The 12939-nt window shown below is 38.9% G+C and carries 11 protein-coding genes; 6 read left to right on the top strand and 5 right to left on the bottom strand.

The window, feature by feature from the left end; all coding sequences use genetic code 11:
- The first annotated feature begins 97 nt into the window (after nucleotides 1–97).
- Nucleotides 98–694, top strand: a complete 597-nt coding sequence (locus ACS604_RS09530; protein WP_004790266.1) for a glutathione S-transferase family protein — start codon at nucleotides 98–100, stop codon at nucleotides 692–694.
- Nucleotides 695–757: 63 nt separating this feature from the next.
- Here ACS604_RS09530 and ACS604_RS09525 read toward each other — a convergent pair whose 3' ends face one another.
- Nucleotides 758–1450 carry a TIGR04219 family outer membrane beta-barrel protein gene (locus ACS604_RS09525; RefSeq protein WP_474771449.1) on the bottom strand — a complete coding sequence of 231 codons (693 nt, stop codon included), beginning with the start codon at nucleotides 1448–1450 and terminating at the stop codon, nucleotides 758–760.
- Between the two features lie 655 nt (nucleotides 1451–2105).
- On the opposite strand from ACS604_RS09525, the gene ACS604_RS09520 reads away from it, so the two are divergent.
- Both ACS604_RS09520 and ACS604_RS09515 read left to right on the top strand, forming a co-directional pair.
- A complete protein-coding gene (locus ACS604_RS09520) occupies nucleotides 2106–3584 on the top strand; it encodes a sodium-dependent transporter (RefSeq protein WP_474771447.1) in 1479 nt (492 codons plus the stop codon).
- A gap of 12 nt (nucleotides 3585–3596) precedes the next feature.
- Nucleotides 3597–3740, top strand: coding sequence for a methionine/alanine import family NSS transporter small subunit (locus ACS604_RS09515; RefSeq protein ID WP_174730794.1), 144 nt, complete (start codon nucleotides 3597–3599; stop codon nucleotides 3738–3740).
- A 40-nt stretch (nucleotides 3741–3780) separates the two neighbouring features.
- On the opposite strand, the gene rsmB is transcribed toward ACS604_RS09515, so the two are convergent.
- Both rsmB and fmt read right to left on the bottom strand, forming a co-directional pair.
- A complete protein-coding gene (gene rsmB, locus ACS604_RS09510) occupies nucleotides 3781–5085 on the bottom strand; it encodes a 16S rRNA (cytosine(967)-C(5))-methyltransferase RsmB (RefSeq protein WP_474771445.1) in 1305 nt (434 codons plus the stop codon).
- A complete protein-coding gene (gene fmt / locus ACS604_RS09505; RefSeq protein WP_174730788.1) occupies nucleotides 5082–6044 on the bottom strand; it encodes a methionyl-tRNA formyltransferase in 963 nt (320 codons plus the stop codon). The genes rsmB and fmt overlap by 4 nt, the downstream gene beginning before the upstream one ends.
- Before the next feature lie 348 nt (nucleotides 6045–6392).
- Between fmt and ilvD the strand changes: the two genes are divergently transcribed.
- The 3 genes from ilvD (at nucleotide 6393) to ACS604_RS09490 (ending at nucleotide 10644) form a co-directional block, all read left to right on the top strand.
- A complete protein-coding gene (gene ilvD, locus ACS604_RS09500) occupies nucleotides 6393–8222 on the top strand; it encodes a dihydroxy-acid dehydratase (protein ID WP_151963688.1) in 1830 nt (609 codons plus the stop codon).
- Between the two features lie 322 nt (nucleotides 8223–8544).
- On the top strand, nucleotides 8545–9834 hold the full coding sequence (locus tag ACS604_RS09495; RefSeq protein ID WP_004790253.1) for a hypothetical protein: 1290 nt from the start codon (nucleotides 8545–8547) through the stop codon (nucleotides 9832–9834).
- Between the two features lie 78 nt (nucleotides 9835–9912).
- Nucleotides 9913–10644, top strand: a complete 732-nt coding sequence (locus ACS604_RS09490; protein ID WP_004790251.1) for a sulfite exporter TauE/SafE family protein — start codon at nucleotides 9913–9915, stop codon at nucleotides 10642–10644.
- Nucleotides 10645–10653: 9 nt separating this feature from the next.
- Here the strand turns inward: ACS604_RS09490 and ACS604_RS09485 are convergent, their stop codons facing one another.
- Together ACS604_RS09485 and ACS604_RS09480 are read right to left on the bottom strand one after the other, a co-directional pair.
- The gene (locus ACS604_RS09485; RefSeq protein ID WP_004790249.1) at nucleotides 10654–11544 is read right to left on the bottom strand and encodes a LysR family transcriptional regulator; all 891 of its coding nucleotides are present in this window, start codon (nucleotides 11542–11544) and stop codon (nucleotides 10654–10656) included.
- 79 nt (nucleotides 11545–11623) lie between these two features.
- Complete coding sequence (locus ACS604_RS09480) at nucleotides 11624–12919, bottom strand: solute carrier family 23 protein (RefSeq protein WP_004790247.1); 1296 nt, start codon at nucleotides 12917–12919, stop codon at nucleotides 11624–11626.
- Nucleotides 12920–12939: the final 20 nt, after the last annotated feature.

Here is a 12939-nt window from a genome sequence, read left to right as displayed (position 1 = left end):
ATGAGAAAAAATAAAACTGAAAATATTATGAAAGATTCATGCTATAAATAATAAGAAAATTACATACTTAAATATGAATAACAAGGGAAAAGCATCTATGATAATTTATGGTGATGTAGGTTCAGGGAATTGTTATAAGGTTAAACTATTACTTTCCTTATTAAATATTAAACATAGATGGGTCCATATTGATATTTTAAAAAAAGACACTCAAACAGCAGATTTTTTATTCTTAAATCCTAATGGAAAAATACCTGTACTGGTTCTAGATGATGGTCGTGTTTTAAGTGAATCTAACGCTATTTTAGGTTATCTGGCGGAGGGAACAGAGTTTATTGCTACAGATTCCTATACGAAAGCAAAAATGTATCAGTGGATGTTCTTTGAACAGTATAGTCATGAACCATTTATTGCAGTTGCTCGTTTTATTAATAAATATTTAGGATTACCACCAGAAAGAATAGAGGAATATCATAATTTACAACCGAAAGGCCATAAAGCACTATCTATTATGGATAAAGCTTTAGTAAAGCATGACTATCTTGTTGGAAGTCAATTAACTATTGCTGATATTGCCTTATATGCATACACGCATGTTGCGGAGGAAGGTGGTTTTGATTTGGAGCTATATCCAAATATTCAAGCGTGGTGCCAAAGAATTCGAAAATATTCAGGTTATGTAGGCATGGGCTAATTAAAAAAGGACTTTATAAGAGTCCTTTTTTATATAGGAAGAAAACTTCGAATCCGTGCCAAGTTAGAAATGGGCTTCTAAACCGATATACGGACCCTTAAATTCAAACTTAAGGTCATTATTATCGTAGTCATCTAAATCAATGTTGAGTACGCGATATCCTGCTGTTAAACCAAGATCAATGAGTAAATTATCTGCAAATTTATATTTTACTTCTGCTAATGCATCTGTGATTCGTGCATCATCAAAGTTTGTATAGGTTGCTTCACCTTTAGCACTTAAGCCTGTAAATGGAAGTTTAACTTCACCAGATAAATAAGCAATAGGATATGTTTTATCAATATCCACGCGTTTACCCGTATAAGCAGTAATATCACCATTTAGTACAGTTGCACCAAGTCCAGCATCTACACTCACAATATTGTCTAGTAACTCATAGTAAAGGATAAAATCGCTATGATCCAAATCAACTTTATAGTTGGCTTGACCCAAAGTTTCCGATTTAGTTTGAGTATCTAAATTTACGTAACGAATTTTTGCATTTGGAATAAATGGAATTGGATGCTCTACTGCTAATGAGATTTGAGCACTGCCTTTTTGATCTAGATCTTGATCGTCGGGAAATTGAGATGACATATTCGCTTTACCATCATAAAACCAGTAGCCGACATCTCCCTTTACTCCTACAAAGTCTGCTTGAGCAAAGCCACTTAAGCCCATCCCGAGCGTTAATAAAGATATTTTTAATTTTTTCATTTTTACATCCGCATAAAAGAAATCTTTGAGCGCATCATATAGACATCTTGCTACTGATGCATTGATAAAAAATAAAGATCTGGTACGTATAATAGGAATAAATTTTTATACAGAGAAAAAGTTTATTTATTTCAAATGATTATTATTAGATTTTTAATTTGGGAGATTCTGATTAGCTAAAAATTTTAGTATAAATTTTGTCATTTAATTATATGAGGGTATTAAGTCTAATTTGAAAAATCAGAGAGGTATGAATAAATTAGTGGAGAAGTAGAGTAATTAAGGACGCTTTTTTAAGAGTTGGAAGAAAATGTCATTAAATAAAAATATTGATCTACAAGTAGTAGAACGTAAATATCAGCTGAAAAATAACCAATTGTGAAAAAAACTCAGAAAATTCGTAAAATTTCTGACGGAAATTACAGTAAAAAGAAATAAAAACAGGTATTGTTCAGCTATATAGGGGCAAAAAATGGACAAAAATCTTTAAGGAAGAATTTTCTATTTTTGCTTGTTTGTTAAGGGAATAAAAATACTCAAAAGGTTCATTTTATTTTCTACAAACACAAAAGTATTTTTTGGTTCTTTTTTTGCATGCGGAATAACAATCAACAATAGCAGTAAAAATAAGTAATCTTTTAACATTAGGTGTTCTATGACAGATTCTCGTGAAAACTGGACGTCACGATCTGGTTTTATTATTGCAGCCGTTGGCTCGGCTGTAGGTTTAGGTAATATTTGGCGCTTTCCATACGTTGCTTATGAAAATGGTGGTGGTGCGTTTCTTATTCCCTATCTACTAGCACTCATTACTGCTGGTTTACCGTTACTATTTTTAGATTATGCGGTAGGGCATCGTAGTACTGGTTCACCTCCTAAAGCATATCGTGCCTTATTTAAAGGCGGGGAAACATTAGGTTGGTGGCAGGTTTGTGTCTGTATCATTATTGGTTTGTACTATGCAAGTGTACTCACTTGGGCTGGTAGTTATGTTTACTTCTCTATTGGTCAAATGTGGGGAAGTGATCCAGAAGGTTTCTTCTTTAATACTTATTTGCAAACCACAAAAGCAACTGGTTTTGATTTACAGTTTGTAGGTCATTTATTCTGGCCAATTGTTGGTATTTGGGCGCTTACTTTAATCATTCTTTATGGTGGTGTGAAAAAAGGGGTGGAGTTATCAAATAAGATTTTCATGCCTCTATTATTCATTCTCTTCACTATTTTAGTGATTCAATCATTACGTTTACCAGGCGCAGCTCAAGGCCTAAATGCTTTCTTTACGCCAAACTGGTCGGCAATGATGGACTATAAAGTTTGGTTAGCTGCTTATGGTCATACCTTCTTCTCTTTATCTGTTGGTTTCGGAATCATGGTGACGTATTCATCATATTTGAAACCTAAAACGAATTTAACGGGCTCTGGTTTAATTGTTGGTTTTGCTAATGCATCAACTGAAATTTTGGCTGGTATCGGTATTTTTGCTGCATTAGGCTTTATGGCACATGCTGCGGGTACAGAAGTTAAAGATGTTGTAAGTGGCGGTATCGGTCTAGCATTTATTGCATTCCCGAAAATCATTTCAAGCTTAGGAGAAAGTGCTGATTTATTTGGTCTTTTGTTCTTCTCTTCATTATTCGTTGCTGGTATTTCTTCGATGGTAAGTATTTTGGAAGTACCTATTGCTGCAATGCAAGATAAGTTGAAGTGGGGCCGTAAGAAGGCTGTAACCATTATTGGTGGTGGTAGTGCGCTTGTATCAATTATTTTATTCTCAAGTGTAAACGCAATTAAGCTAGTTGATATCGTTGACCACTTTATCAACAATATTGGTATTGTGGGTGGTGCCTTCATATCGATTATTTGTATTGTTTGGTTTAACCGTTCTGCTTTGGTTAAATTGCGTGATCACATCAATAGTATTTCAACGATTCAATTAGGTAAGGGGTGGGATTTCACTTTAACAGTCATTACATCATTAATCTTGTTAACTACACTTAGTATGACTGTATTTAATTTGATCAAAAATGGCTATGACACTTATAGTATGAGCTTACAAGGTATATTCGGCTGGGGCAGTGTGATTTTCTGTGCAGTTGTTGCTATCGTGTTAAGTAAAATGAAAGATCGCTAGGAGGATAGAATAATGAATACTTCAGCAATCGTAATGATGGTAATTTCAATGGTGTTTGTATGGGGTGGATTAGCTTTATCCATCTTACATTTAACAAAACATCCTGAAGAGTTAGATAACGTTTTAGATGAAGTAAAAGATCAGCACACACTTTGAGGCTGATCGAGTAAAAAAGCAGGCTTTAAGCCTGCTTTTTTTATGCAATTTTTTGAATTTTACAATAATAAAATCCATCGCCAGATTGTGCTTGCGGTAATAATTGTCGGCCATGAATTTGTTCAAGTCCCCAATTCGCTTCAATTTTAACTTCTTTCGCATCAGTATGTTCTGCAAAGAAATTTATCATTTGATGTTCATTTTCAGCTTTTAAAACTGAACAGGTAATATAGAGCAATGTGCCTCCAACATTAAGCTGTTGCCACATGTGATTCAAGATTTGCTTTTGCAGTTCAATAGTTTGAGCTATATCGCTAGATTGGCGCAATAGGCGTATATCAGGATGACGACGAATAACTCCTGTAGCAGAGCAGGGTGCATCGAGCACAATACAGTCTACTGGCTGTGCAGGCACCCATTGGGTTGCATCCGCAGCCAGAATTTCAGTGTGGCTTTGATCGAGTGCTAAACGATTTAAATTCTCAGTCACACGGACTAAACGACTCGGGTCCTGATCAATGGCAATAAGCTGAGCAGGTGTAAAATTTTCGAGTAAATGAGCTGTTTTACCCCCGGGGGCAGCACAAGCATCAATAATCGTTTTATTGTTTAAATCAGGCAATAAGGTTGCACATAGCTGCGCATGTTCATCTTGTACAGAGAACCAGCCCTGTTCAAAACCAGGTAACTGAGTGATTTGTACAGATTGCTCAAGAACAATACCTGCTTCAGACAAAGTACATGCACGTGTCTGAATTTCTAAACTCTGTAATTTTGCTAAATAAGCATCACGGCCAATATGTCGTTGGTTCACTCGTAAGGTTAAAGGCGCAACTTGTTTTAATGATTGGCAGAGCACTTCGGTTTGTTCGCCCCAATCCTTTTTTAAGCGTTTAAAAAGCCAACTTGGTAAGCCATGTGCTTGTTGTAAACCTTGCTCGAACTCATCAGTTTCACGAGTAGCTCGGCGCAAAATAGCATTTACAATACCACTGAGTGCAGGGAACCCAAGTTGTTTAGTCGCATCTACTGTTTCCGAGATGGCAGCGTGCGCTGCAATACGCGTGCATAAAACTTGATAAAGACCAACGTATAGGCAGGTTTCTACTGTCTCATTGTTTAAAGGTTTGCTCAGCAAAGGTAAGCTAATTGATTTAAGAGCAAACCATTGGCGCAATGTACCTAAAACGAGCTCATGAAATAAAGCACGATCGCGCTCTGCGACTTGATTGAGCTGTGTATTTAAAATACTAGCCAACGATTGACCTTGCTGGACTTTTAATAATGTCTGGACGACTTGAGCACGCAGGTTAAAACGTGAGGAATTTGAGGTAACCTGACTCATGGCAAAATTTGTCCTACGTGAAGTTTTTGAGTTTGTGCAATTTGTTGAGCATTCAATGCTTTACCACCCGGCCATTGCACGCTAGTCAAACAAATAAATGAATCTTGACCACAAGCAACGTGTACGCCTTGTTTATCGATTGCAATAATTTCACCAGCTTGAGCATTTGCTTGGCTTTGAGTAGAAGTGGCTGAGTTCCAAACACGCATCGCATTATTTTCATCAAGTTGAACAAAAGCGACGGGCCAAGGATTAAATGCACGGATATTTCGGTCAATTTGCACAGCTTCAGTTGACCAGTCAATACGAGCTTCTGATTTCACTAATTTATGTGCATAGACCGTTAAGCTTTCGTCTTGAACTTCGCGTTCTGCTAAATATTTTTGTAGTGTTTCTTCCGACTCGAGTACCGCACAAATTGCCATTGCACCTTGAGCGGCTAGTTTGTCGTGTAAAGTCGCTGATGTATCTTCGGGTATGATTGGACAGTAGGTTTTATACATCATATCGCCTGTATCTAAACCAGCTGCCATTTGCATGATAGTGATTCCGGTTTCTTCATCACCCGTTGCAATTGCACGCTGAATTGGTGCTGCACCGCGCCAGCGTGGTAATAGTGAGCCGTGAATATTTAAACAGCCATATTTCGGTGTATCGAGCACAGTTTGTGGAAGGATCAAACCATAGGCAGCAACTACCATGACATCTGCGCCTAAAGCGGCCAGTTCTTGTTGAGCTGCTAAACCTTCTTCAGTTGAAGCTTTGAAATGAAGCGGTTGATAGACAGGAATATTATGTTCAAGTGCAAGCTGTTTTACAGGAGATGGCGTTAGTTTTTGTCCACGACCCGATTTACGATCTGGCTGAGTATAAACCGCGATAATTTCATGGGAAGTTTTTAATAATGCCGCCAATGCTGTTGCAGCAAATTCGGGGGTGCCAGCAAAAATAATTTTCACAAATGCAATCCAAAAAGAGTTTATGGGTAGTATACGTGAAAAACGTTTGAAGCCCTAAACTCACAGCTATTGAGAGATTTGATTTTTAAATAGTGAACAAAAAATTATTGAAAAACTTTTATTGATAAAAAAAGGTTATGAAAAAATAAAAAATTATTCATGTAAGTTTTGCTAAATATTGACTGACTATTACGGTTCTTGGCTTTCCGAATATTATTTGCTTCTATAGAATGGAGAATGATCAAATTATGATGATGAGTCAATATTCCGACTGATCTAACGCTATATCAGTATCATTCAGCCAGAGTGGGAGAAATTCCGCTCAAGCACAACTTGTTGGAAACACTAATGCCTGACTATCGTTCAAAAACATCGACACACGGAAGAAATATGGCTGGCGCACGTGGCTTATGGCGTGCAACAGGAATGAAAGATGAGGATTTCGGCAAACCGATTATTGCGGTGGTCAACTCATTTACTCAATTTGTTCCGGGCCATGTACACCTTAAAGATTTAGGGCAACTAGTCGCAGCAGAAATTCAGGCAGCAGGTGGTGTTGCTAAAGAGTTCAATACGATCGCAGTAGATGACGGGATCGCAATGGGGCATGACGGCATGCTTTATTCACTACCATCACGTGATTTGATTGCTGACTCAGTTGAATATATGGTGAATGCACACTGTGCAGATGCCATGGTGTGTATTTCAAACTGTGACAAGATTACTCCGGGAATGCTCATGGCTGCGATGCGTCTGAATATTCCTGTTGTTTTCGTGTCTGGCGGACCAATGGAAGCTGGTAAGGTTAAGTTCCGCGGTGATGAAAAAGCGATTGACCTTGTTGATGCAATGGTTGTTGCGGCTGATGAAAGTTATACAGATGAAGAAGTAGCGGAATTTGAACGTTCAGCATGTCCAACATGTGGTTCATGTTCAGGTATGTTCACTGCAAACTCAATGAACTGTTTAACAGAAGCTTTGGGTTTATCTTTACCGGGCAATGGTTCGATTGTTGCAACTCATGCGAATCGTAAAAAATTATTCCTAAAAGCGGGTCAGCTTATTGTTGAATTGGCTAAACGCTATTATGAACAAAACGACGCAAGTATTTTACCGCGTTCAATTGCAACAAAGGCTGCATTTAAAAATGCAATGACGCTTGATATTGCAATGGGTGGTTCAACCAATACGGTTCTACATTTATTAGCTGCTGCGAGTGAAGCAGAAGTTGATTTTACCATGGACGATATTGATGAATTATCACGTCGAGTGCCTGTGTTGTCTAAAGTAGCGCCTGCAAAACAAGACGTTCATATGGAAGATGTACACCGTGCAGGTGGCATTATGGCCATTTTGGGTGAGCTTGATCGTGCGAACTTACTTGATGTATCACTACCAACCGTACATGAGAAAACTTTAAAAGATGCATTAGATAAGTGGGATATTATTCGTACTGAAGATGCAGATGTATATGAGTTCTATCGCTCATCTCCAGGTGGTGTTCCAACACAAGTTGCGTTTTCTCAAAATCGCTACTATGCAACTTTAGATGGTGATCGTGAAAAAGGCGTTATTCGCAATGCAGAACATGCATTCTCGAAAGATGGTGGTTTAGCCGTTCTATACGGCAACATCGCGCTTGATGGCTGTATTGTAAAAACTGCGGGTGTAGATGAATCGATCTTGAAATTCACGGGTACAGCGCGTGTATTTGAAAGCCAAGATGCCGCTGTAGATGCAATCTTGGGTCATGATATTAAAGCTGGGGATGTTGTTGTGATTCGTTATGAAGGCCCACGTGGCGGTCCGGGTATGCAAGAAATGCTTTACCCAACCAGCTACCTTAAATCGAAAGGTTTAGGAAAAGACTGTGCATTGGTGACAGATGGTCGTTTCTCTGGGGGGTCATCAGGTCTTTCAATTGGACATGTTTCGCCAGAAGCTGCTGAAGGTGGTGCAATTGGTTTGGTAGAAGATGGCGATACCATTGAAATCGATATTCCGAACCGTACTATTCACTTAAACGTTGATGATGCGACTATGGCGCACCGTCGTACAGTTCAAGAAGCGAAAGGCTGGCATCCGAAAGAAGAACGTAAACGTAAGGTATCAAAAGCGTTAAAAGTTTATGCAATGCATACAACAAGTGCAGCGAAAGGAGCTGTACGCGTTCTATAAAATATTCAATTTTATTAATTGAATAGAAACTATGCATCCATTTGTATGATGAATTATTATCATGCTGATGGGTGCATTTTTTACATCTGTTGGAAAAAATAGGCTTGTAGATGAAGGTGTTGCAAGTCATTCTATGGGTTTGCCATAAAATGATGATAAAATCTTCACCGATGCAGAAATACATGCAATAACACGATTTTTGTTTTGCGTAAGCAGAGCTCTTCAACAACATTTTGTATATGAAGTTTCTGCGGCACTTAGTACTGCGATCAAAGCAGTTTTTTGGTCTTGCTTAGGATTATTTTTTAGAGGCTCTACTCTCATGTCACTGCTACGCCGTTGGTTTGACCCTATCCGATCGAGTTGGTTCTACCAAAAACCTTCACGTCAAGCGGTGTTACCCACGGAAAATGGTTTAAGTATTTATTTACGACTTGATGATGTATATAGCTATTTAGCTGTTCAGCAACTATCTCAGCTCGATGAGATTTTAAGTGATGAACTTAAGCCTTTAAAAATTATTATTTCTCATACGGCTTCTGAACCTCCGAATGGTATGTCACATACAGAGTGGCAAAATTATTGTCTGAATGATGCCAAAATATTAGCCAAACAACACCGTTTTGCTTTTGATGAATTTCCAGAAATCCCAAGCCAAGAATCTTTAAAACAAGCCGCTGTCATATTAAAAAGAACTCCATTACAAGGTCAGAATTTCTTACATTTACTTGAAGATATTTTTCACATGCTTTGGCAGCAGCAATACGGAAAGCTACGTACTTTACATGCCATGGCAGTTAAACATCAGCTTCCTCAACATTTTTCAGAACGTATTTTTACGGATGAGCCTGTACCAGCAGCTTACTTTGAGTTTGGTGGACGTAAATATCATGCAGTAGATGATTTATTACGTTTAACTCGTCGTCTAAAGCAGCAAAAGTTACTGACTGGTAATCCGATCTTTTTAATTAATCATATCGAATGGCGTGAGCATTTAATTAATGATGCTGAGGCACTTACCGAAATTCAGACACTTCGTCCTGAACTCGATATATATATTGCTTTAGAAGATCCAATGAGCTGGCTGTTGCTTGCTTATATTAAGGAAGAACTGGCTGATTATTACGACATTCAATTAAAAGTTTATCCTTTGAGTTATCAAGGTCGAGACTGGTTTGACTGGAGTTTGGCAACCCGTGTCTCTAAACGAACAGACGTCGCTTTTACTCCTTTTTGCCGCCCTACAGAAGAAAGTACGCTTGAAATGGCAAAGCTTTTTTATAGTGTGCAGGAAAATCAGCAAATCGATACGATTTTTACGATTTTGCAAGCGGTTTGGACAAAAGGCAAAGATTTATCTTTCCAAAAGCATTTCCAAGAATTACAGCAGCAGCTGGGAATTGAGCAGTTAACCGAGCAGGATGTGCCAGCTGTTCTGGCACAAAATGATGCTTTTTGCAAAGATAAGCATCAGCCTGATTTACCAGTTCTAGAGTTGCGTATTGATGGGCAAAGTTATGTATTTAATAGCTTGTACCGAGTTTGGATGATTGAAAGTATTTTTAGTAATGTTTTAGAAGAAAAATACAAAACGGCCTCAACTTCTAATTGAGGCCTACTCCTAAAAACAAGAATAGGGCAAAGCCTGTTTTTTCCGTAGCATAACCTTGTAAGGAATCGGAGATAAACAGTGACATTTCTAGCAATTATTATGGTGGTGTTTGCCTTTGCTGGCATGATTAAAGGCATGATCGGTCTAGGGTTGCCCGCAGTATCGATGGGCTTACTCACCATCGCAATGAGTCCTTTTCAAGCAGCCTCTTTACTCATTGTTCCTTCAATGGTCACCAATGTTTGGCAGCTTTTTGCTGAAGGACATGTCTGGGCTTTCATTCGCCGTTTCTGGACCTTACTCGTAGGCATTGTAGTCGGTTCAATATGGAGTTTTCTACCGACTTTAAGTCAAAGCCATGGGCAGAGTAGTGAAATTTTATTAGGCTGTATGTTGGCCTTATATGGGCTTTATGGACTATGTGTCAAAAAGCTTCCGCACTTAGGGAAGCATGAGCGTTGGCTATCGCCGATTATTGGTTATATTGGTGGGGCAGTGACCGTAGCAACAGGCGTTATTATTATTCCGATAGTTCCTTATTTGCAGTCTTTACATTTAAAACGTGATGAGCTGGTACAAGCTCTCGGACTGACTTTTACGGTGTCTACCATTTGTCTTGCGGTGTTTTTACATCACAACCCGATGTCAGGAATAACACTGGACTATCGTTTATCTTTTGCTGCGTTGGTGGCTGCACTCGTTGGAATGTGGTTAGGTAAAAAAATTCGCTATCGACTCAACGAGCAATTATTTCGTCGTATCTTTTTTATAGGTTTGGTGTCATTAGGGCTTTATATGGTTTTGCACTAAGCCAAGTGTTTAAGGGCGATGCTGTAATAAAAAATCTGCAAATTGTTGGTAACTGTTAGGCAGCTGATTGAAATTTTGTGCGGCTAAAAGTAGTTTACGATTTGCCCATGCACCTAGCAGTTGAATGGAATGAAAATCATAATCCGATTGCAAACGCTGTGCCGCACGAGCTGGCATAATCGCAATTCCCACACCTTTGGCGACAACCTCAGCAATTGCACTAAAGTTAGGTAGGCGCAAACGGTACTGTATGTTAAAGCCTAATAGCTTAGCTTGAGTTTCAATGGACTGTTGCAAAGAGTGGTGGGGTTTAAGACCAATAAAACCATAGCTTAAAGCCTCTACCAAATTCAGCTCTTGGTATTGAGCTAAATTGTGGGTAGTAGGGCAAATCAAAACTAACGAATCACTCGCAAATTCCTTAGTTTGCAAATGTCGGGTATCAAAAAAGCTTGAGACTAGACCTAGACTCGCAATTCCTTGGGTTAATGCATCTACAATTTCTGAGCTTTCTGCCTCATGTAAATCAATATTCATTTCTGGATGAAGCACCAGATATTGCGGTAATAACGTAGGCAAATATTCACTTTGAGCAGAAGAGTTACACCAAAGCGTTAATGCCTCTGTGGTAGGGTGCCTAAACCGCTGCATTTCTTGTTCGAGTTGATCTTTTTGTACTAAAAGCTGACGGGCATGTTCTACAAAAGCATGTCCAGCTGTGGTGAGTTCTACCCCAGTGGTTTGGCGAATAAATAAGGGTGTCTCAAAATATTGTTCGAGTTTTTTTATACGCTCGCTCGCTGCTTGAAGTGAAATAGCAGAGCGGTCTGCACCTTTGGTTAGGCTACCAGTCGAGACAATATGAAGAACCAACTGTAAATCAAAAAAATCAAAACGCATGATAGGAACGTATTGAAACGCAAAAATTCATCATACTAAATCGTAATGAAAAAAGGCAGCTTACGCTGCCTTTTTGAACTTAGGTTTTATCTTTTAAACTAAACAACCAATTTAGAATAATGGCTGCAAATGTTGCGGTACCAATACCACCTAAATTGAAATTACCAAACATTAATTCAAAATTTCCGGCACCCAAAATAATTGTTACTGAAGCAACAATCAGATTTTTATTGTTAGAAAAATCAACTTTGTTTTCAATCCAGATTTTTGCACCGGCAATGGTAATTAAACCAAACACGACAATAGACGCGCCTGTTAAGACAGCACTTGGAATCGTACTAATTACCGCACCAAATTTTGGAGATAGACCCAAGAAAATAGCAAAGACACCAGCAATCACAAATACAATGGTTGAGTACACACGAGTGACTGCCATGACCCCAATGTTTTCACCATAAGTGGTCATCCCCGGCGCCCCAACACTACCAGAAAGTGTCGTTGCCAAACCATCTGCAACAAATGCTTTGCCTAATTGTGGTGTCAGGTTTTCGCCAGTCATTGCACCAACAGCTTTAATATGGCCTAAGTTTTCTGCCACTAAAATTAATGCAACTGGCGCAATAATTAGCATAGCCTTAGTATCAAAAGTAGGATGTGAAAAGCTTGGAATACCGAACCATGCAGCCTGTGAGATTTGACTAAAATCAATTGGTTTACCAAAACCTAGCCCATTGGTGGTGATAGCGTAAATTGCATAAGCCAAAATTAAACCGACCAATAGAAGCAGACGTTGCAATAAGCCACGCGTAAAGACTGCAATACTACCCATACAAAGTACGGTAATTAAGGCCATCCACATTTCAAATGGTTGGCCTGCAACACCTTTAATGGTAACGGGTGCGAGGTTTAGACCAATAATCATCACAATGGCGCCAGTCACCACAGGCGGCATGAGTTTTTCAATCCAGCGTGTACCCGTAAGCATCACAATAAAACCGATAATGGCATAAAACACACCACATGCTACGATTCCACCTAAAGCCATCGAAAGGTTTGGATTGGCACCTGAACCTGTAATATGTCCAGTTGCTGCTGCAACCACACCAATAAATGCAAAACTTGAGCCTAAGTAACTCGGAACACGACCACCCGTAATTAAAAAGAACAGGATGGTACAGATACCAGACATTAAAATGGCAAGGTTAGGATTAAAGCCCATGAGTAATGGTGCTAAAACAGTTGCTCCAAACATGGCAAATGCATGTTGAATACCTAAAATAGCACTCTGAACTGGAGGGAGATATTCGTTGGTAGAGACCGGTCGGTGGTCAATATCACCTTGGTAAGGCTGCCATTTTGGAAACCAATTGGACATAAAATAAGCTCATTATTCTT

The sequence above is a fragment of the Acinetobacter sp. Li1LvA2 genome (assembly GCF_056156705.1).
This window is presented reverse-complemented; position numbering and strand designations above follow the sequence as displayed.